This window comes from Rhodovarius crocodyli (assembly GCF_004005855.1).
Classification (GTDB): Bacteria; Pseudomonadota; Alphaproteobacteria; order Acetobacterales; family Acetobacteraceae; genus Rhodovarius; species Rhodovarius crocodyli.
The window spans coordinates 1,045,521-1,066,113 of record NZ_SACL01000001.1; the positions used below are offsets into that span (position 1 = coordinate 1,045,521).

Below are 20,593 nucleotides of genomic sequence, written 5' to 3' on the forward strand. Positions count from 1 at the left end.
TTAGAGAAGGGGAGCGCGATGACCGAAAAACCCCTCCTTGCCGCGCTTCAGGGCCAGCCCGTCTGGCCGCCCCCCGTATGGATGATGCGCCAGGCGGGCAGGCATCTGCCCGAGTACAAGGCCACGCGCGCCCAGGCGGGCAGCTTCCTGGCGCTGGCCACCACGCCCGAGCTCGCGGCCGAGGTCACGCTGCAGCCCGTGCGGCGCTACGGCATGGACGGCGCCATCCTGTTCAGCGACATCCTGATGGTGCCCTGGGCCATGGGGCAGAAGCTGTGGATGGCGGAGGGCGAGGGCCCGCGGCTGGAACCCATCCAGGACATGGCGGCGCTGTCGCGCCTGAACCCGGCAGCCCTGCGCGGCACGGCCGCGCCGATCTTCGAGACGGTGTCCCGCGTGCGGGAGGCATTGGACGAGGCCGGCAGCCGCACCAGCCTGATCGGCTTCGCGGGCAGCCCCTTCACGGTCGCGTGCTATATGGTCGAGGGCAAGGGCGGCAGCGATTTCGCCCTGACGCGGGAACTGGCCTATGCCGACCCCACCTTCTTCGCGCGGCTGATCCGCATCCTGACCGACGCCACGGTGGATTATCTGCTGGCGCAGGTGGAGGCAGGGGCCGAGGCGCTGATGCTGTTCGACAGCTGGTCGGGGCTGCTTTCGCCCAACCAGTTCCGGCGCTGGGTGATCGACCCCACGGCCGCGATCAGGCGCGCGGTGGCCCAGGCCGCGCCGCATATCCCGATGATCGGGTTCCCCCGCCTCGCGGGGCTCATGCTCGGGGATTACGCGGCCAAGACCGGCATGCAGGGCATCGGGATGGATACCCACACCGATCCGCGCTGGGCCGCGCAGGTGGTGCCGGACAACATGGCGCTGCAGGGTAACCTCGACCCGCTGGCGCTGCTGGCCGGCGGCATCGCGCTGGAGACGGAGGCGCGGACGCTGCTGTCGACCATGCGTGGGCGCCCGTTCATCTTCAACCTGGGCCACGGCATCGAGAAGGAAACCCCGATCGAGCATGTGGTGCAGGCGCTGCGGCTGGTGCGGGGCGGCTGATGGAAAAAGTCGCCATCGTGCTGCTGAACCTGGGTGGGCCGGACAGCCCCCAGGCGGTTCGGCCCTTCCTGGAAAACCTGTTCACCGACCCCGCCATCCTGCGCGTGCCCGGCTTCATCCGGCCGTGGCTGGGCAAGTTCATCGCCTGGCGGCGCGAAAAGCCGGCGCAGGAGAACTACGCCATCATCGGCGGGCGTTCGCCGTTGCTGGAGCTGACGGTAGCGCAGGGACAGGCGTTGGAAGGCGCGTTGGCGGGTGAGGAAGGGCGCGAATACCGTTGCTTCGTCGCCATGCGGTACTGGCACCCCTTCAGCGACGAGGCCGCCCGGCAGGTGAAGGAATGGGGGGCCACGCGGGTGCTGCTGCTGCCGCTGTACCCGCAATATTCCACCACCACGACCGGCAGCAGCCAGACCGCCTGGGATGAGGCCGCCGCGAAGATCGGCCTGTCCGTGCCGAGCCAGACCCTGTGCTGCTGGCATTCGGACGATGATTTCGCCGCCGCCACCGCCGCGATGGTGCGCGAAAGCCTGCGCCAGGCCCAGGCAAGCCTGGCCCCCGGCCAGAAGCTGCGCGTGCTGTTCAGCGCGCATGGCCTGCCCGAGACCATCGTGAAGCAGGGCGACCCCTATCAGTGGCAGGTCGAGCAGACGGTGGCCGCGGTGGTGAAGGCGCTGGATGAGCCCGGGCTGGACCATGTGGTGTGCTATCAGTCCCGCGTGACGCCGCAGAAATGGATCGGGCCCAGCACGGAAGCCGAGATCGAGCGCGCGGCGGCCGGGAAGGTGGCGCTGCTGGTCTGCCCCATCGCCTTCGTCTCCGAGCATTCGGAAACCCTGGTGGAGCTGGACGTGGAATACCGCGAGATCGCGGACCACAAGGGCGTGCCGGGCTATTTCCGGGTGCCGGCGCAGAACAGCGACGCGGCGTTCATCGCCTCTCTGGCGGGGCTGGCGCGGCGCACCCTGGCGGCCGAACGCCCGCTGTGCAGCTTCAGGGGCGGCCGCCAATGCCCCAAGACCCATACCGACTGCCCCCACGCCAAGGTTCGCGCCGCATGATCCGCCCCGCTGCCGTGTTGTTCGACTGCGATGGCGTGCTGGCCGACAGCGAAGGGCTGGTGAACCGGCTGCTGGCCGAGGAATTGACCCAGCGCGGCTGGGCCATGGAGGGCCCCGAGGCGCGGGAACGCTTCCTGGGCATGGCCTGGCCCGACATCCGCGTGGTGATCGAGAAGCATACCGGCACCCTGCCGGCGGGGTGGGAGGGCAGTTTCTCGCACAAGCTGTCGCGCACGCTGGCGACCGAGGCCATGCCCATTCCCGGCGCGCTGGAGGCGCTGCGGAAGGTGGCGGGCGCCTATACGGTCGCGATCGCCAGCAATTCCTCGCGTGAGGAGCTGGAGACCAAGATCCGCGTGCTGGCGCTGGGCGATGTGTTCGGCAGCCGCGTGTTCAGCTTCCAGGACGTGCCGCGCCCCAAGCCGCACCCCGACATCTACCTGGCGGCGGCGAAAAGCTGCGGGGCGGAAGCGCGCGACTGTGTGGTGATCGAGGACAGCGTGACCGGCGTGCGCGCGGGGCGCGCGGCCGGGTGCCGGGTGCTGGGCTTCGCGCATGAAACGCCGGCGGAGGCATTGGCCTCGGCCGGGGCGCAGGTGTTCACCAGCATGGCGGCGCTGCCGAACCTGCTGGGGGTGTGACGCCGGCTACCCCAGCCGGCTGCTTTCCCAGGTCGAATGCAGCACGCCGGGTGCCCGGTCCACCTCGGCCAGCACCTTGTCCAGCTCCGCCGGTTCCAGCGCCAGATGCACCAGGCGGGCGGCGATCTCGGCCTTGTCCTCGCCGCGTTCGGTCACGGTCACCTCGCTGATGCCGAGCTTCGCGGCCTCCAGCCGGTCCACCAGCAGGTCCCGGGCTTCGGGCATCGCATCCAGGGTGGAGATGACGGAGACCTTGTAGCTGGCCTCGCCGTCGCGTTCGTTGATGGGGGTGCGGTTGATCAGGTTCACCAGATGGCGCAGCGCGGTGTTGCCCAGCAGGACGAAGGCGGTCAGCAGCGCGGCCTCGGCCAGCATGTCGGTGCCGGCACAGGCGCCGACGGCGGCCGCGCACCACAGGGTGGCTGCGGTGTTCAGGCCGCGCACATTCGGGCCGTCCTTCATGATGACGCCCGCGCCCAGGAAGCCGATGCCGGAGACGACATAGGAAATGACCCGCACGGCCTCTGTCGTGCCGGCGATGCGTTGGGCCAGGTCCACGAAGGCAGCCGCACCCACGGCGACCAGCACGGTGGTGCGCAGCCCCGCGGTGCGCTGGCGGTACTGGCGTTCCGCCCCGATCAGCGCGCCCAGGATGAAGGCGGCGCCTAGGCTCATCACGCTGTCAAGAAACTGAAATAATTCAAAGGTCTGGATGAAGCTCATGGTCGCGTGTAACCCGCCCGCGCCGGCCGGGGCAACGTAAACTCAGCGCGACAGGCCCGGCCAGTTCCCGTCCGCGCGGCGGATGCGTTCATCCCGGTTTTCCCGCCAGCGGGCCTGAACGCCGTGGCTGTAGTTCAGGTACAGCCTGCCATCGACGATGGTGAAGGCGGTGGGGTCGACGGTGGCGGTATAGCCCTCGGACACCGCATAGGCGCAGAAGCCGCCATAGGCGGGGGCATATCGGGCAGGATCCTCCAGGAACAGCCGGCGGTGCTCGGCCGTGGCGAAGCGCCAGGTGGCGCCGTTCCAGCGGGTGCTGATCTCATACCGGCCGCGCCGGGCGCGGTTTTCCGTGAAATAGGCCACGGGGTCATAGCCCTGGATGGCCAGGCCGCGCGTCAGGTTCTGGCGCGCGAAGGCGGTGGAGGGCAGCAGGGCGAGCAGCGCCAGCGCGGCGCGGCGGAGGATCATGCGGGTCATGCCCCTTATACGCCGAATGGCGGTCATCGGTTCCGCTGCCCTTGCCCTCAGGCGCACGGCACGCGATATGGGGGGCGGAAGGTCGGCGGCGGACGGGCTCCTCGCCAACCCGGTCAGGTCCGGAAGGAAGCAGCCGTAACGGGTTCTCGCTCGGGTCGCTCAGCCGGCCTTCCACCCGTGTCCTGCCCGCGCAGGTCGCTGCTGGCAGCGAACGGAGCGGATCAGCAGGCCACGCACATGGCTTTGCAAGCGGGGGTCGATGACGAGCGACATGTTCGGCGCCGATGCGCCGGATCCGGCGGAAGACGCCATCCCCGAGCCCCCTGCCCCCGAAGGCCCCGGCCTGTTCGGATTCGACGATCCGCCGCCGCCGCCCGTGGCTGCCGCGGCGCCGGCACCGGTGGCCGCGCCGAAGCCCGCCGCCGATGGCCAGCCCTATCGCGTGCTGGCGCGGAAATACCGCCCCAGGGATTTCTCGGAGCTGGTGGGCCAGGACGCGCTGGTGCGCACCCTGCGCAATGCCTTCGCCACCGGCCGCGTGGCGCACGCCTTCATGCTGACCGGCGTGCGCGGCGTGGGCAAGACCACCACGGCCCGCATCATCGCCCGCGCGCTGAACTGCATCGGCGTGGACGGCAATGGCGGGCCCACGCCCGAGCCCTGCGGCGTGTGCGCCAACTGCACCGCCATCCTGGCCGACCGCCACCCGGATGTGATGGAGCTGGACGCCGCCAGCAACAACGGCGTGGACGATGTGCGTGAGCTGCGGGAGGCCGTGCGCTATCGGCCTGCCCAGGCGCGCTTCAAGATCTATATCCTCGACGAAGTGCACATGCTGTCCAACGCGGCGTTCAACGCGCTGCTGAAGACGCTGGAGGAACCGCCGCCGGCGGTGAAGTTCATCTTCGCCACCACGGAACTGCGCAAGGTGCCCGCGACCATCCTGTCGCGCTGCCAGACCTTCCACCTGCCCCGCGTGCCGCAAGCGACGCTGCGTGCCCATTACGGCAATATCTGCGCGAAAGAGGGCGTGGAAGCCGAGGAAGAGGCGCTGTCCATCATCGCCCGCGCGGCGGATGGCTCGGTGCGCGACGGGCTGTCGCTGCTGGACCAGGCGATCGCGCTCTCGGCCGGGGCCGTGACCGGTGAGACGGTGCGGGAAATGCTGGGCCTGGCGGACCGCACCCTGGTGCTGGACGCGCTGGAGGCGGCGCTGACCGGCGACATGCCGGCGCTGATCGGCCACCTGGACCGCGCGCATGAGCGCGGGGCCGAGCCCGGGGTGGTGCTGGCGGACATGCTGGAGCTGACCCACACGCTCACGCGGCTGCACGCCGTGCCTGGGCTGGCGGGCGACCTTTCCTTGCCTGAGCATGAGCGCACGCGCGGTGCCGCGCTGGCGCAGAAGCTGAGTGTGCCCGTGCTGGGCCGCGCCTGGCAGATCCTGCTGAAGGGTGTGCCAGAGATCGCTGAGGCCCCCGACCGGCGCGCGGCGCTGGAGATGGTGCTGATCCGGCTGGCGCATGTGGCGGATATGCCCACGCCGGGTGATCTGGTGCGGCGCCTGACCGAGGGCGGCGGTGCCCCCGCCGCGCCGCGCCCGAACCCGAATGGCGGCGGCGGCGGCCCCACCCTGCGCGCCATCGCGGGCGGCGGTGCCGTGGTGGTGGCGGAACCCGAGGCCGCGCCGCAATTCGCGCCGATGCCCACGACCTGGCAGGAGGTGGTGGCCCTGGCCGCCGATCCGGACCCTGCCCTGCACGCCCAGCTGCGGCATGAGGTGCATCCCGTTTCCCTGGCGCCGGGCAAGATCGAGATCGTGCCCCGCCCCGCCGCGCCGCGCGACCTGGCGGGCAAGCTGTCGCTGCTGCTGGAAAAGGCGACGGGCACGCGCTGGGTGGTCACCATTTCCCGCGACCAGGGCGCCGCGACACTGGGCGACCAGGGCAAGGCCGCCGAGGCCGAACGCCTGGCCGCCGCGCGCGTTCATCCCTTCGTGCAGGCCATTCTGGCGGCGTTTCCGGGTGCCGAGGTGCAGAATGTGCGCGACACCCGCGCCGACAATTACGGGCTGATCGGCGCGGCCCTGCTGGGGCGCGTGGCTGAATCGCCCGACGACCTGCCCGAATTCGCCCCGCCGGACGCCATGCCGGCCTATGATGACGATGAAGCCCCTTCAGACGAGGACTGAGCCCATGAGGAACGAGGTATGAAGAACCTGACCAACATGCTGAAGCAGGCCCAGCAGATGCAAGGCAAGATGGCCGAGATGCAGGCCAAGCTTGAGGCCACCGAGGTGGAAGGCCAGGCCGGCGCCGGGATGGTGAAGGTGAAGCTGACCGGCAAGGGCGACCTGAAGCGCATCAGCATCGACCCCAGCCTGATGGTGGCCGATGAGCGCGAGGTGCTGGAAGACCTGATCATGGCCGCCCATGCGGACGCCAAGCAGAAGGTGGAAGGCATGATGGCCGAGGAAATGCAGAAGGCCACCGCCGGGCTGAACCTGCCGGGCGGGCTGCCGGGTGGGTTCAAGCTGCCGTTCTGAGACGGCGAAGCCCCCACGCGCGCCCATAAAAAAAGGCCCCCGAGGGGGCCTTTTCCGTTCTTACTTGCCGTAGGGCGAGGAGTAGGCCGGGGCCGGCGCATAGGCCGGCGGCGGGGCCTGCGGGGTGGTGACGACGCCGGCGGCGCCGCCGACCAGGCCACCCGCGATGGCACCGATGGCCGCACCACGGCCACCGCCGGCGATGGCGCCCAGCGCCGCGCCGGAGCCCGCGCCGATCAGGGCGCCACCGGCGGCACGCTGGCCGGGGTCATAGGGATTGGTGCAGGCGGTGGCGCCCAGGGCGCCCACCAGAACCAGCGGCAGCGCGAGCTTGCGGAACATGGCGTCTCCATTGCGGCCCCACGGGCCGCGGTTGCATCACAAAGACAACACCATACCGGCCCCGATGGTTGCAACAATTACAGGGCCGACACGGGTTTACCGTGCCGAGTTAGGGACGCTTTGCGGCGGTTCCAAGGCGGTGCGGGGCGCGGGCGGTGGCTCGCGGCCTCGTGATCACTGGCCGCCGCCGTCCTTTTTCTGGCGCGCCCGGGCGTGGCGCAGCAGGAATTCGCGACCGATCTTCACCCGCGCCGCGCCGTCATATTCGACGATATCGGCGGTGGCATAGGTCTCGTTCCAGATCTCGGGGATGAAGCTGCCGGTGCCCACCACATCGACGGGGGCCTTGGCCTCATGCATCACGCGGCACTTGCCCACGCCGAAGCCCGAGGAAGCCACGATCTTCACCGCCGGGAAGCCCGCTTCGTCCAGTGCCTCTCGCATGCGCCAGATGGCGGCGGCGGAAACGCCGGTGCCCACCAGGTGGCGCAGCTCCGTCTCGGAGCGGTAGCGCCGCACGGCGCCCGGCGCGTGGCGTTCCAGCACGGCATAGCTCTCGGCGGGGTCCAGCCCCTCCAGGAAGCGGCCGCCATGGGTGTCCAGGCGGAAGGACATCCGGCCGGCCTTCGCGAGGTCGGAGAAGCGGTGGCAGACGGCCAGCGCATCGGTGATCTCGCGCCCGAAATAATCGACGAGGACGGTCAGGTTCTCGTCCGGGAAGGCCTCGTGGAACATCTCGGCCGCGCGGACGGTGCTGCCGGCATAGCCGATCAGGGCATGCGGCATGGTGCCGAAGCCCTTGGGCTGGCCGAACCAGTGGGCCGTGAAGTCGTTGGCGTTGCCGATAAAGCCCTTCGCACCTTCCTTCTGGGCGGCGCGGCTGCCGACGGAGGCGGCATAGCCCATCATGTCCTGCATCTCGGCGCCGGCGCAGTGCCGGGCCTCCATCGCCAGGAAGGTGGCGTTGGGCAGTTCGAGGGCCATCTGATAGGCGTTGTGGGCCGCCACGCAGGGCGCGCCCAGCTTCTGCAGGTACAGCGTCTCAAGGTCCGACAGCTGCGCGAAGGACCCGCTGAGGTACAGCAGCGGGTCACCGGCGCCGACCCAGGTGCCTTCCTCGTGCAGCACCTCGATGCTGATGCTGGTGCCGCGGCGGGCGGCGACGGCGCGCAGCCAGTCCACCGCCATGCGCGGCGCCGAGATGACGGGCCGGCGCAGGAACACCGCGTAGGTCACCTGGGCATCGCCGAATTTCTCGACGATGGCCCGGGTGCGGTTGAAGTAGGCATCCGTGCGCGCCCGGATGGACGCGTCGGATTCAGCTTCAGTGTCGCTCATTCAGCGGCGCGGGCCGCGACGATGGGCGGGTGGCGGCGGGCCTTCAGGCCCTCCGCCAGGCGGAAGGCCAGTTCCAGCGACTGCGCGGCGTTCAGCCGCGGGTCGCAGGTGGTGGCGTAGTTGGCCGACAGGTCGGCGGCGGTCAGGCGGTTGGCGCCGCCCGTGCATTCCGTCACGTCCTGGCCGGTCATTTCCACATGCACGCCGCCGGCGATGGTGCCCGCTTCCTCATGCGCGTCGAAGAAGCCCTTCACCTCGTCCAGGATGGCGTCGAAGTTCCGGGTCTTGTAGCCGGCCTGGGTGGTGGTGTTGCCGTGCATGGGGTCGCACAGCCACACCACGTTGCGGCCGGCATCGCGCACCGCGCGCAGCAGGGGGGGCAGCTTCTCGGCCACCTTGGCCGCACCCATGCGCGTGATGAGCGTGAGGCGGCCCATCTCGTTGTTGGGGTTCAGGCGTTCGGTGATCGCGATCAGGTCCTCGGCCTCGGTGGTCGGGCCCACCTTCATGCCGATGGGGTTGGCCACCCCGCGCAGGAACTCCACATGCGCGCCGTCCAGCTGGCGGGTACGGTCCCCGATCCAGAGGAAGTGGGCACTGCAGGCGTAGTGCTTGTTGTGGGTCGAGCTCATGCGGGTCAGCGCTTCCTCGTAAGGCAGCAGCAGGCTCTCGTGGCTGGTGTAGAAGGCCGTTTCGCGGATCTGGGGCGCGTTCTCGCTGTTCATGCCGCAGGCGGCCATGAAGGAGAGCGTTTCCTCGATGCGGTGCGCCAGGCCCTGGTACTGGGCCCAGGCGTCGCTCTTGCCGACGAAATCGAGGTTCCACTTATGGACCTCGTGCAGGTCGGCGAAGCCGCCGGTCGCGAAAGCGCGCAGCAGGTTCAGCGTGCCGGCCGACTGCATGTAGGCGAATTCCATCCGCGACGGGTCGGGGATGCGGGCCTCGGCGCTGAATTCGGGGCCGTTGATGATGTCACCGCGATAGGAAGGCAGGGTGACGCCGTCCACCGTCTCGGTGTCGGACGAACGCGGCTTGGCGAACTGGCCGGCCATGCGGCCGAGCTTCACCACCGGCACCGTGGCGCCGAAGGTGAGGATGACGGCCATCTGCAGCAGCACGCGGAAGCTGTCGCGGATCGGGTCGGCGCGGAAGTCGCCGAAGCTCTCGGCGCAGTCGCCGCCCTGCAAAACAAAAGCACGGCCCTGCCCGGCCTCCGCCAGCGCGGCCTTCAGGCGTTCGCATTCGCCTGCAAAAACCAGCGGGGGAAACGACGCGAGCTTCTTCTCCATGGCCGTCAGGGCGGACATGTCGGGATAATCCGGCACCTGCCGGATGGGCATGTCCCGCCAGCTCTGCGGGCTCCATGCGCGTGCCATTGTTTGCGCTCCTCCTAGAGGGCCCAGTAGTTGGGCAAGGGGCGCACCATATGGCGGAAATATGGCGCGCGCTACTCTCGGCTTGCTCAGCCGCCCGCAACCCTAGTGCGCGTGCGAAGCGTGACAAACTCCTCCGCCGCCGTCGGGTGGATGCCGATGGTGCGGTCGAAATCCTGCTTGGTGGCGCCCATCACCACGGCGATGCCGATGCCCTGCATGATCTCGGCGGAATCCTCGCCCAGCATGTGGGCGCCCAGGATCTTCTGCGTCTTCTGGTCCACCACCAGCTTCATCAGGGTCTTGCGGCCCTCCTTCTTGCTGATGGTGTGGCGCATGGGGGTGAAGCGCGCGACGTAGATGTCGCAGGGGCCGCGGGCAGCGGCCTCGGCCTCCGTCAGGCCCACCGTGCCGATCGGGGGCGAGGTGAAGACGGCGGTGGGAACGTTCTCGTAGGAAACCTTGCGCGGGTTGTTGCCGAACAGCGTGTCCGCCAGGGCATGGCCGGCGGCGGTGGCCATGGGCGTCAGGTTCATGCGGTCGATCACGTCGCCCAGCGCGTAGATGTGCTTGATGTTGGTCGCGTGGTCGTCGTCGATGATGACGGCACCCTTCTCATTCACCTCGACGCCGGCCTTCTCCAGGCCCAGGTCGCGCGTGTTGGCCACGCGGCCGGTGCAGAAGAAGGCGGCATCGACCTCAAGCGTCGCGTCGCCGGGCAGGTGCACCACCGTGGCCTCGCCGTTTTTGGACAGGGCCGTGGGGGTCACGCCCGGGTGCAGGCGCAGGCCGTTGGCGGTCAGCGCCTCGGGCAGCACCTCCCGGATGTCCTGGTCGAAGCCGGTGAGCGGCAGGGAGGCGCGGTAGAACACATCCACCTGCGCGCCGAGCCCCTGAAGCAGGCAGGCGAATTCGAGCGCGATATAGCCCGCGCCGAACACCGCCACGCGCTTCGGCAGGGCCTTCAGCGTGAACAGGTCGTCGCTGATCAGCCCATGTTCCGCGCCCGGGATGGTCAGGCGCGTGGCGCGCCCGCCGGTCGCGATCACGATGCGGTCCGCCGTGATGGTCTTGTCGCCCACCTGCAGCGTGTGGTCGTCGATGAAGGTGGCGCGCGCGTCGAAGCTGGTGACACCCGCGCCGCCCAGCAGGCGCGCATAGATGCCGTTCAGGCGCGACACTTCCGCATCGCGCGCGGCGGCCAGCTTGGCCCAGTCATGCGCGCCCTTCTCGATGGTCCAGCCGAAGGCCGCAGCTTCATCAGCCCAGGCGCCGTATTCGGCGGCGTTGACCATGATCTTCTTCGGCACGCAGCCGACATTCACGCAGGTGCCGCCCCAGAAGCGTTCCTCCGCCACACCCACCCGCGCGCCGTGGCCCGCCGAAATGCGCGCCAGGCGCACGCCGCCGGAACCACCACCGATGACGAACAGATCGAAGTCGCGAGACATGCGGAACTCTCCTTGGACGATCCGATGTAGCGCGGGTGGGGGTGGGCGCAAGGGGAAGATGGCCAAGGGGCTCCGCCCCCTGGACCCCCGCCAGGACCGTGCTCGGTCCTGGACCTAGGGGAGTTGGCGCCTTCGCTTGGGAAGGTGTTTCTTATTGATTTTTATAATAAAAAGGCGCCCCACCTGCGAAGGTAGGGCGCCAAACTCCTATCAGGTCCAGGAGATATTATCTCCTGGCGGGGTCCAGGGGCGGCGCCCCTGGTCGGGGTTCAAGGGGGCAAGGCCCCCTTTCCTCACTCCCCAGCCACGTACAGCCCGCCGCCCTTCTCCTTGAACTCCACGCTTTTGGCCGCCATCGCCTCCATGCGCGACGCTTCCTCGCGCAGGTCCTGCGTGATCTTCATCGAGCAGAACTTCGGCCCGCACATGGAGCAGAAATGCGCCACCTTGTGCGCGTCCTTCGGCAGGGTCTCGTCGTGGTAGGCACGCGCGGTGTCGGGATCGAGGCCCAGGTTGAACTGGTCCTGCCAGCGGAAGTCGAAGCGCGCGCGGGAGAGTGCGTCGTCGCGCAGCTTGGCCGCCGGGTGGCCCTTGGCCAGATCGGCGGCGTGGGCCGCGATGCGATAGGTGATGACGCCGGTCTTCACGTCATCCCGGTTCGGCAGGCCCAGGTGCTCCTTGGGCGTGACGTAGCAAAGCATGGCGCAGCCGAACCAGCCGATCATGGCAGCGCCGATGCCGCTGGTGATGTGGTCGTAGCCGGGGGCGATGTCGGTGGTCAAAGGCCCGAGCGTGTAGAAGGGCGCCTCGCCGCATTCGCGCAGCTGCTTGTCCATGTTCTCCTTGATCTTGTGCATCGGCACATGGCCGGGGCCCTCGATCATCACCTGGCAGCCGTGCTTCCAGGCGATCTGGGTCAGCTCGCCCAGGGTCTCCAGCTCGGCGAACTGGGCCGCGTCGTTGGCGTCGGCGATGGAGCCGGGGCGCAGGCCGTCACCGAGGGAGAACGACACGTCGTACTTGCGCATGATCTCGCAGATCTCGGCGAAGTTCTCGTAGAGGAAGCTTTCCTTGTGATGCGCCAGGCACCAGCGCGCCATGATGGACCCACCGCGTGAGACGATGCCCGTCACGCGCTTGGCCGTCAGCGGCACATGGTGCAGGCGCACGCCGGCGTGGATGGTGAAGTAGTCCACGCCCTGCTCGGCCTGTTCGATCAGCGTGTCGCGGAACACTTCCCAGGTCAGCGCCGCCGGGTCGCCGCCCACCTTCTCCAGCGCCTGGTAGATCGGCACGGTGCCGATCGGCACCGGGGAGTTGCGCAGGATCCAGCCGCGGATGTTGTGGATGTTGCCGCCGGTCGAGAGGTCCATCACGGTGTCCGCACCCCAGCGGATCGACCAGACCAGCTTCTCGACCTCTTCCTCGGCCGAGGAGGAGACGGCGGAATTGCCGATGTTCGCGTTCACCTTCACCAGGAAGTTGCGGCCGATGATCATCGGCTCGACTTCGGGGTGGTTGATGTTGGCGGGGATGATGGCGCGGCCGCGCGCGATCTCGGAGCGCACGAATTCGGGCGTGACGAACAGCGGCAGCTCGCCGCCGAACTGCTCGCCGTCGGCGTGGCGTTCCTCGGCGCCGGCAGCCATGGCGGCGCGGCCCAGGTTCTCGCGATGCGCGACGTAGATCATCTCCTCGGTGATGATGCCGGCGCGGGCGTATTCGTATTGGGTGACGGGCTTGCCGGCCACGCCCTCGATCAGGGTGCGGGGCGCGGGGCAGGGCGGCAGCAGGTGGGCGGGGCCGACATCGCCGTTGTCCTCCGGGCGGACCGCGCGCGGGGTGGCGGGCACGAAGCCGCGCTTCGCGATCCAGGGGGCGCGCACCATGGGCAGGCCGGCGGCCAGGTCCAGATGGTGGTTGCTGTCGGTATAGGGGCCCGAGGGGTCATACAGCCGCATCGCGGCCTCACCCTGCACCGCGACCTCGCGGAAGGGCACGGCGATGTCCGGCGCGCAGGGGGGCGCGTCATAGATCTTGCGGGAACCCTCGATGGGGCCGGTGGTGACGCGCTGCGGGGCTGGGGTGATGTGGTTCAAGTTGGATCTCCTCCTGGCGATGGCTCAAGGAGATCCGGGTGTCTGCGATGGCGGTGCTGATAGTATCCGTCCCTTCGCCGGCATGACCCGGATCAGGTTCGAAGGGTCGCTGTAGCGCCCGCCCCTTGGTCGAAACCAATGACGGACAACAGCCTCTCAGCCCCTTTGCCGGGACTCCCCTGGAACGGCGGGATGCTGCGCCAGGGTGCGGCGCAAGGTCAAGTGCGGCGGCGGAAGCGCGCGCCCTGCCGGTCGACCCAGGCCATGGTCTTTTCTTCCATGCTGCCCATGCGGCCCATCATGCGCGGAAAGCGGCGCTCCAGCGGGCCCACGGCGCGATAGGCCCAGTTATACTGGTCGCGCAGGACATAGACCCCCAGCATCAGGAAGATGGCACCATGCAGGAAAGGCAGGATGATGCCGGCCACGCCCACATGGAGCAGTCCGATGCCGGCGATGCGGCGCTTCAGAGAACGTCTGCGAACAAACATGCGCCACACCATATGGGATAAAGATTAACTCCATGCAATATGCATAAGCCTTGCGCAAAGCGCGCCTCACAGCCCTAATACCAAGCTAGCCTGTCATCCTTCATCTGGATTATTGATCAGCGCATGAAAACCGATGCGGCACTGCCTGCCGCCCTGGGCTCGGACGCCCTCTGCACCGCCGAGGAAGCGGCACTCAAATCCCGGCTGATGCCCGGCGGAACCCCCGTCGCGCGCGATACCGCCCTATTGCTTCTGCGCAGCGAACTCGGCGGCGTGCAGGCCCGCGTGCAGCGCGCCTTCGAGGCGCGTGAGCTTCTGGGACTGGCCGCGGCCCGGCAGCTGTCGGCGCATATGGATGCGCTGATCCTGTCCATCCATGCCTATGCGCTGGCCACCATCCCGCGCGGCTTCCGTGACAAGCCGGAGCCTTTCGCGCTGATCGCCACCGGCGGCTATGGCCGCAGCGTGCTGGCGCCTTATTCCGATATCGACCTGTTGTTCCTCTCGCCCAGCAGCCCGGGCACCCGCACCACCCGCGTGGTGGAGTTCATGCTGTACCTGCTGTGGGACCTGGGGCTGAAGGTCGGCCACGCGACGCGCAGCGTGAAGGACTGCTTGGCGCATGCGCGCAAGGACCTGACCATTCAGACCGCGCTGGTCGATGGCCGCTTCCTGGGCGGCGACGAGCCCACCTGGACCAAGTTCAACACCGAATTCGCCAAGATGCGCGCGAAGGACGGGCTGGGCCCCTTCCTGACCGGCAAGCGCGCCGAGCGCGCCGCCCGCCACGCGCGCTATGGCGAGACGCCCTTCATGGTGGAACCCCACCTGAAGGAAGGCCGCGGCGGCCTGCGTGACCTGCAGACGCTGTACTGGCTCTCTCGCCACGCCTTCAACACCTGCGGCCTGCATGAGCTGGTGGGCGAGAACAGCCCCGGCGGCGGCCTGCTGACCGAGGGCGAGGCACGCGCCTTCCGCCGCGCCTGGGACTTCCTGTGGACCATCCGCTTCCACCTGCACTACGTCACGGGCCGTGCCGAGGAACGCATGACCTTCGACCTGCAGCCGGTGCTGGCGGCCCGCATGGGCTATACGCGCCACGGCCCGCAGGACGGCGCGGAACGGTTCATGAAGCACCTGTTCCTGACCAGCCGGGAGGTGCTGCGCCTGACGCGCGTGCTGGAGCCGGCGCTGGAACGCGCGGCCCTCGGCCCCCCGGCCCGCCGGAGGGAGGGCGACGCCAACCTGCAGAAGGAAGGCCTGGCCCTGGCCGACGGCAAGCTGGTGGCCGCCCCGCCCGACCGCGATTTCGCGCAGGAGCCCATCCTGATGCTGCGCATCATGAGGGCCGCCCGCGACCGCGCGCTGGACATCCATCCGCTGGCCATCCGCGCGCTGATCCGCCAGTCCCGCAAGGTGGAGCAGCTGCGCGGCGAGGAAGAGGCCAACGCCATCTTCCTGGACCTGCTGACGGGCAAGGATTCGCCCAAATGGCTGGGCCTGATGAACGAGACGGGCTTCCTGTCCCGCTTCATGCCCGACTGGGCCCGCATCGTGGGCCTGATGCAGTTCGACACCTATCACGTCTTCACGGTGGACGAGCACACGATCCAGGCGATCGGCGTGCTGCAGCAGCTGGAGGCGCACCAGCTGGACCAGATCGCGCCTGTCGCGAGCGAGCTGATCGGCCAGCTGCAATCCCGCCGTGCGCTGTATGTGGCCACCCTGCTGCATGACATCGCGAAGGGCCGCGGCGGCGACCACAGCGAGCTGGGCGCGCGCCTGGCGCAGGAGATCTGCCCCAAGCTCGGCATGTCGCCGGAGGAGACGGAGACCGTCTCCTGGCTGGTGCTGCACCACCTGCTGATCAGCCAGACCGCCTTCCGCCGCGACATCGAGGACCCCAAGACCGTCCTGGACATCGCGGACATCATCCAATCCCCGGAGCGCCTGCGCCTGCTGCTGGTGCTGACGGTGTGCGACATGCGCGCCGTGGGGCCCAAGGTGTGGAACGGCTGGAAGGCCACGCTGCTGCGCGAAGTGTACTGGCGCGTGTCCGAGGTGCTGGCCGGCGGGCTGACCGTGCCCGAGCGCGACGTGCGCGTGGCCCGCGCCAAGGAAGCCGCCGCCGAGCAGCTGACCATGTCGGCCTGGTCGCAGAAGGACCTCGATCACTTCCTGTCGCTCGGATATTCCGGCTACTGGCTGTCCTTCGATGCCGAGACCCATGCGCGCCATGCCTCCATCGTGCGTGAGGCGGAGGCCGAGAAGGCGCCGCTGACCGTGCGCAGCGCCGTGCTGCGGTCCCGCGCCGTGACCGAGATCACGGTCTATGCGCTGGACCACCCGGGCCTGTTCAGCCGCATTTCCGGCGCGCTGGCCGTGGCGGGGGCCACCATCGTGGATGCGCGCATCCACACGCTGACCAACTCCATGGCGCTGGACACCTTCTGGGTGCAGGACAGCTCCGGCGGGCCGTTCGACCAGCCGCACCGGCTGGCCAAGCTGTCCGTGCTGATCGAACAGGCGCTGAACGGCAAGCTGAAGCTGACGCAGGAAATCCGGAAGGTGCGGCGCGAGCCCGCGCGGCTGCGCGCGGTCACGGTGCCGCCGCGCGTGGTCGTCGACAACCATGCGAGCAACACCCACACCGTGATCGAGGTGAACGGGCGCGACCGCCCGGGCCTGCTGCATGACGTGACGGCGGCCATCAGCCGGCACGGCTTCCAGATCGCGTCGGCGCACATCACCACCTACGGCGTGCGTGCGGTGGACGTGTTCTACGTGAAGGACAATTTCGGCCTGAAGGTCGAGAATGAGCGCAAGCTGGGGCCGCTGCGGTCGTCCCTGCTGGAGGCGCTGACGCCGCCGGAGATGGTGGAGGTGTAAGTGCCGGGGGCGCTGCCCCCGGGCTTCCGCCAAGGGGCGCCGCCCCTTGGAACCCCGCCAGGAGATAATATCTCCTGGACCTGATAATTGTTTGGCGCCGTTTGATTTATTAAAATCAATCAGAAAGTCGCTTCCAGGCTGAAGCGCCAAGCTCCTCGGGGTCCAGGGCCGCTACGGTCCTGGCGGGTTCCAAGGGCAGAGCCCTTGGCGGGGGGGCAGTGCCCCCGGCTTCCTCAGAACTGCGGCAGCAGCCGCTCGATATAGTCCAGCTCCTCCTGCGGGCGGCCGCGCTCGGCCCCGCGCCGGCGCAGCTCCTCCAGGATTTCCCGGCTGCGCAGCATCTCGGCCTCATCGGGCACGCGGGTGTCGCTGCCCTGGTCGGCGTTGCCGCCCACGTCGCGGGTGCGGCGGCCCAGCGGGTCGCGGCCGTCGCCCTGGTCGCGGTTGCCGCCCTCGCCCCGCCCGCCCTCGGCCGGGTTGCCGGCCATGTCGGATTCCTCGCCTTCGCCTTCGCCGCCTGCCGGGTCGCGGCCGAACTGGCGCTGCATCTGCTGCGACATCTGGCGGCCGCCTTCCTGCAGGGCGCGGATGGCGCGGTTCTGGGGGTCGCGGGCGTCCTGGTTGCCGGTCAGGGCTTCCTGGGCGTCGCGCATGGCCTGGTCGGCGCGGCCCAGCGCCTCCGGCACCTCGCCCGTCAGGTCACCGTATTGCTGCATCAGCTCGCCCAGGGCGCGGCGCAGGGCGCGCTGGCGGCGGGCGTCGGTCTGGCGTTCGGCCTGCGTGTCGGGGGCTGCCTGCTGGCCGGGGCGCGGGTTGCGGCGGGCGTCGCGGGTGGCGCGCTCGGCGTTTTCCGCGCGGCGCTCGGCGCTGTCCAGCATCTCGCCCTGGCGGCGGACCATGTCCTGCACCACGCCCATCTGCTGGCGGCCGCGCTCACGCCGCTGCTGGCGGTCGGCACTCTCGCCGCGCGGCTGGCGGCCCTGCTCCATGGCGCGCAGCATTTCCTGAAGTTCCGCCAGCTCCCGCTGGGCGTCGCGCATGCGGTTCTCCCGCGTGGCGTCGCGCATGCGGTCGGTGCGGCGCTGCATCTCGCGCTGCTCCGGGCCGCGGTTGCGCGGGGATTCGGGCATGGATTCCGCGTTCTCGCGCTGCAGGCGTTCGGCCATCGCCTCCAGGTGCTGGCGGATCGCCTCGCGCAGCTCCTCGATGCGGCGCTGCACCTCGGTGCGTTCCTGCTCGTTCTGGTCGCCCTGGCGCTCGGCTTCCTCCATGGCCTCGCGCAGGGCCTGCTCGGCCTGTTGCAGGGCGCGGGCGGTGCGGGCGTCGCGGCCTTCCTCCAGCGCCAGGGCCATGTCCCACATCAGCTCCTGCGCTTCCTCCACGGCTTCGGGCGCTCGGGCATACAGGCGGTTGCGCGCGACGCGCAGGCCCAGCGCCGTGGCGGTGTCGCCCTCGAAGGCATCGGGTTCGGCCGAAAGGGCCTCCAGCGCGCGGCGGGCGTTGTCGCGGGCCATGGGGTTGCGCGACAGGTCGCGGCGGATGGCGACCAGGCGCTGGGCCACGGCGTGGTTGAAGCTGCGCTCGGGCAGGGTGAGTTCGACTTCCTCGGACTGGCCCTGCTGGTCGGCGCCGTCGCGCGCCGTCAGGCGGATGCGCACCGCGAGCCCGGCCCAGGGATGCGCCGACAGGTCGGGCTGGGCCACGCCCGAGGCATCGCGCGGCTGGCCGGCGGGAAGGGGGATGTCCTGCTCCAGCGGGGCGGCTTCCGGGCGTTCCGTCAGCCGGGCGGAGAAGCGCAGCGACGCGACGCCCCAGTCATCCTGCGCGCGCCAGGGGATGCGGATGGCCAGCCCCCGCTGGGACCGCGCGGGCGCCTCCGGGTAGGTGGCGCGGGGCGGGGTGTCCTGTTGCAGCTGCAGGCGCCATGCCGCGACGGTGCGGCCATCGCGCGCCAGCGTCAGCAGGCCGGAGCGTTCGAGCTGGGTTTCCGTGGTGAAGTTGGTGGTGTCCAGCTGCTGCAGCGGATGCGCGCCGACAGCCCCGGACAATTCGGGCGCCGCGCCGGGCGGGCCCGAGAAGGAGAGGTTCAGCCGGCTGCCCGCGGGCGCCGTCAGATCTCCGCCCTGGGCGGGCAGGAAGATGGGGGCGGCGCCGGTATAGGCGGGGGGCGTGATCCAGGCCTCGATGCGGGCCGGAATGGGCGGGGAGCCGGCGGAGAAGCGCGGCACCGCCCCGCGCCACAGCCGGCCGGCGGTGTCGTCGCCCGCGATGGTGACGGAGGCGATGAGCCCCAGCAGCAGGGCGGCGCGCAGGGCGCGGGGGTCGCGCTTCGCCAGGCCAGGGCGCGGGGCGCCCACGCGCAGCCGGCGCAGACCGGCCAGCACGCGCTGCTGGTGGCGCAGCCACAGGGCCTGGGAAACCTCGTCCCCGCCCTCGGCCTGGTGGCGCAGGGCTGCCAGCGGCCGGTGGCTGAGGCCGGAGGCATGTTCCAGCCGCCTTTCGCCCGCCTGCTCGGTGGGGATGGCGGCGCGGCGGAGGGCGCGGAAGCCGAACCAGCCCAGCGCGCCCAGCAAGCCCAGCAGCACAATGGCATGGACCCAGCCGGGGATCAGGGCCGGGATGTCGAGCAGGGCGAAGACGGCCCACAGGCCGAGCACGCCCAGGATGGGCCATGCGCCGGGCCACAACGCCTCCCACCCCAGCGCGACCCGCGCGAGGAGGATGCGGCGTTCCAGGCCCGGCGGCAGGGTCATGCGGGGGCCAGCCAGTCGGGACGGCGCTGGCCGGCCAGCAGGGCCTCGAAGCCCTGGCGTTCGCGGATCACGGCCCACTGGCTGCCCTCGACCAGCACCTCGGCGGCCAGGGGCCGGGAGTTGTAGGTGCTGCTCATCGACGCGCCATAGGCGCCGGCATCCAGGATGCCCACCAGCTCACCGGGCGGCAGGGCCGGCAGGGGCCGCGCGACGGCGAAGGTGTCGGAGCTTTCGCAGACCGGGCCCACCACGTCGGCCGGGCTGGCAGGGGCGCGATAGGCGGCGGGAGAGACCGGCAGGATGCCGTGCCAGGCGCCGTACATGGCCGGCCGCGCCAGGTCGTTCATCGCGGCGTCCAGGATGACGAAGCGGCGGCCGGGTGCCTGCTTCTCGATCACGACCTGGGACAGCAGCATGCCGGCGGGGCCGACCAGCCAGCGCCCGGGCTCGATCATCAGCTGCAGGCCGAGATTGCCGAGCCCCTCATGGATCGCACCCGCCAGCGCGGCGGGGGAGGCCGGCTGCTCGTCGCGATAGGCGATGCCGAGGCCGCCGCCGCAATCCACGCGCGGCACGGGCAGGCCCTGGGCGCGGAGCGCGGAGACCAGCTCACCCAGGCGCCGATAGGCCGCGACATAGGGGCGCACGCCGCCGGTGATCTGGCTGCCGATGTGCACGGCCAGGCCCATGACCTCCAGCCCCGGCATGCGGCACAGGCGGGCGTACAGCTCGGGCGCTTCCTCGATGGCGACGCCGAACTTGTTCTCGGCCTTGCCGGTCGTGATCTTCTCATGCGTGCCGGCATCCACGTCCGGGTTCACGCGCAGGGCCACGCGCATGCGCCGGCCGAGCGATTCCGCCAGCGCCGACAGCATGACCGCTTCCTCGGCGCTTTCGAGGTTGATCTGGTGGATGTCCTCCGCGATCGCGAGGCGCATCTCGCGCTCTGTCTTGCCGACGCCGGAGAAGACGATGTGGTGCCCCGGAATGCCGGCGGCGCGGGCCAGGCGCAGCTCGCCCTCGCTGACCACGTCGGCGCCGCAGCCCTCGGCCGCCAGCAGGGACAGGATGGCCAGGTTGGGATTGGATTTGACGGCGAAATGCACCTCGGCCGGCAGGGCCGCGTCCTTCAGCGCGCCCAGCAGGGCGCGGGCGCGGCTGCGCAGCGTGGTGGCGGAATAGACCCAGGTGGGGGTGCCCACGGCGGCGGCGATGCGCGCCAGCGGCACTTCCTCCATCAGCAGGCCGGCAGAGGGGTCCATGCGCAGCATGGGCCGTTCGGCCAGAAGCTCCGGCAGGGAGGGGTCGGGGGTGGTGTATGCAGCGTCGAGTGCCATTTGCACGGCACCAT

16 protein-coding genes, 1 other RNA gene and 1 riboswitch are annotated in these 20,593 nt (G+C 69.9%); of the genes, 7 read left to right on the forward strand and 10 right to left on the reverse strand.

Annotation, left to right across the window (positions count from 1 at the left end; translation table 11 throughout):
* The first annotated feature begins 18 nt into the window (after positions 1–18).
* From hemE to EOD42_RS05030, 3 genes are read left to right on the forward strand one after another with little or no spacing between them, the layout of a single operon-like run.
* Positions 19–1,056 carry a uroporphyrinogen decarboxylase gene (gene hemE, locus EOD42_RS05020; RefSeq protein WP_127786348.1) on the forward strand — a complete coding sequence of 346 codons (1,038 nt, stop codon included), beginning with the start codon at positions 19–21 and terminating at the stop codon, positions 1,054–1,056.
* Entirely contained in the window at positions 1,056–2,117 is a 1,062-nt protein-coding gene (hemH, locus tag EOD42_RS05025) for a ferrochelatase (protein WP_127786349.1), read from the forward strand. The genes hemE and hemH overlap by 1 nt, the downstream gene beginning before the upstream one ends.
* Positions 2,114–2,758, forward strand: coding sequence for an HAD family hydrolase (locus EOD42_RS05030; RefSeq protein ID WP_127786350.1), 645 nt, complete (start codon positions 2,114–2,116; stop codon positions 2,756–2,758). Before hemH ends, EOD42_RS05030 begins: the two co-directional genes overlap by 4 nt.
* 6 nt (positions 2,759–2,764) lie before the next feature.
* On the opposite strand, the gene EOD42_RS05035 is transcribed toward EOD42_RS05030, so the two are convergent.
* Positions 2,765–3,433 carry an MgtC/SapB family protein gene (locus EOD42_RS05035; protein WP_240654893.1) on the reverse strand — a complete coding sequence of 223 codons (669 nt, stop codon included), beginning with the start codon at positions 3,431–3,433 and terminating at the stop codon, positions 2,765–2,767.
* A 90-nt stretch (positions 3,434–3,523) separates the two neighbouring features.
* A complete protein-coding gene (locus EOD42_RS05040) occupies positions 3,524–3,952 on the reverse strand; it encodes a YHS domain-containing (seleno)protein (protein ID WP_206020238.1) in 429 nt (142 codons plus the stop codon).
* Positions 3,953–4,038: 86 nt separating this feature from the next.
* Here EOD42_RS05040 and ffs point away from each other — a divergent pair.
* The 3 genes from ffs (at position 4,039) to EOD42_RS05055 (ending at position 6,506) form a co-directional block, all read left to right on the forward strand.
* Positions 4,039–4,136: signal recognition particle sRNA small type (gene ffs / locus EOD42_RS05045), an RNA gene on the forward strand.
* Between the two features lie 84 nt (positions 4,137–4,220).
* Positions 4,221–6,152, forward strand: coding sequence for a DNA polymerase III subunit gamma/tau (locus EOD42_RS05050; protein ID WP_240654897.1), 1,932 nt, complete (start codon positions 4,221–4,223; stop codon positions 6,150–6,152).
* A gap of 18 nt (positions 6,153–6,170) precedes the next feature.
* Entirely contained in the window at positions 6,171–6,506 is a 336-nt protein-coding gene (locus EOD42_RS05055) for a YbaB/EbfC family nucleoid-associated protein (protein WP_127786353.1), read from the forward strand.
* A 60-nt stretch (positions 6,507–6,566) separates the two neighbouring features.
* Here the strand turns inward: EOD42_RS05055 and EOD42_RS05060 are convergent, their stop codons facing one another.
* From EOD42_RS05060 to EOD42_RS05085, 6 genes are all read right to left on the reverse strand, one after another.
* Complete coding sequence (locus tag EOD42_RS05060; protein ID WP_127786354.1) at positions 6,567–6,848, reverse strand: YMGG-like glycine zipper-containing protein; 282 nt, start codon at positions 6,846–6,848, stop codon at positions 6,567–6,569.
* Positions 6,849–7,022: 174 nt separating this feature from the next.
* Entirely contained in the window at positions 7,023–8,186 is a 1,164-nt protein-coding gene (locus tag EOD42_RS05065) for a nicotinate phosphoribosyltransferase (RefSeq protein ID WP_127786355.1), read from the reverse strand.
* The gene (locus tag EOD42_RS05070) at positions 8,183–9,562 is read right to left on the reverse strand and encodes a class II 3-deoxy-7-phosphoheptulonate synthase (protein ID WP_127786356.1); all 1,380 of its coding nucleotides are present in this window, start codon (positions 9,560–9,562) and stop codon (positions 8,183–8,185) included. Before EOD42_RS05070 ends, EOD42_RS05065 begins: the two co-directional genes overlap by 4 nt.
* Before the next feature lie 86 nt (positions 9,563–9,648).
* On the reverse strand, positions 9,649–11,010 hold the full coding sequence (gorA, locus tag EOD42_RS05075) for a glutathione-disulfide reductase (RefSeq protein ID WP_127786357.1): 1,362 nt from the start codon (positions 11,008–11,010) through the stop codon (positions 9,649–9,651).
* A gap of 293 nt (positions 11,011–11,303) precedes the next feature.
* Positions 11,304–13,109 (reverse strand): phosphomethylpyrimidine synthase ThiC, encoded by a 1,806-nt coding sequence (thiC, locus tag EOD42_RS05080; RefSeq protein WP_127786358.1) that lies wholly within the window; start codon positions 13,107–13,109, stop codon positions 11,304–11,306.
* A 52-nt stretch (positions 13,110–13,161) separates the two neighbouring features.
* A riboswitch (TPP riboswitch) is annotated at positions 13,162–13,300 on the reverse strand.
* 27 nt (positions 13,301–13,327) lie between these two features.
* A complete protein-coding gene (locus EOD42_RS05085) occupies positions 13,328–13,600 on the reverse strand; it encodes a PGPGW domain-containing protein (protein WP_164867790.1) in 273 nt (90 codons plus the stop codon).
* Between the two features lie 123 nt (positions 13,601–13,723).
* On the opposite strand from EOD42_RS05085, the gene EOD42_RS05090 reads away from it, so the two are divergent.
* Positions 13,724–16,489 carry a [protein-PII] uridylyltransferase gene (locus EOD42_RS05090; RefSeq protein ID WP_127786360.1) on the forward strand — a complete coding sequence of 922 codons (2,766 nt, stop codon included), beginning with the start codon at positions 13,724–13,726 and terminating at the stop codon, positions 16,487–16,489.
* A 233-nt stretch (positions 16,490–16,722) separates the two neighbouring features.
* Here EOD42_RS05090 and EOD42_RS05095 read toward each other — a convergent pair whose 3' ends face one another.
* Both EOD42_RS05095 and lysA read right to left on the reverse strand, forming a co-directional pair.
* Positions 16,723–19,242, reverse strand: coding sequence for a DUF4175 domain-containing protein (locus tag EOD42_RS05095; protein WP_127786361.1), 2,520 nt, complete (start codon positions 19,240–19,242; stop codon positions 16,723–16,725).
* Positions 19,239–20,579: a diaminopimelate decarboxylase gene (lysA, locus tag EOD42_RS05100; RefSeq protein ID WP_127786362.1), complete on the reverse strand. Its 1,341-nt coding sequence runs from the start codon at positions 20,577–20,579 to the stop codon at positions 19,239–19,241. The genes EOD42_RS05095 and lysA overlap by 4 nt, the downstream gene beginning before the upstream one ends.
* Between the last annotated feature and the right edge of the window lie 14 nt (positions 20,580–20,593).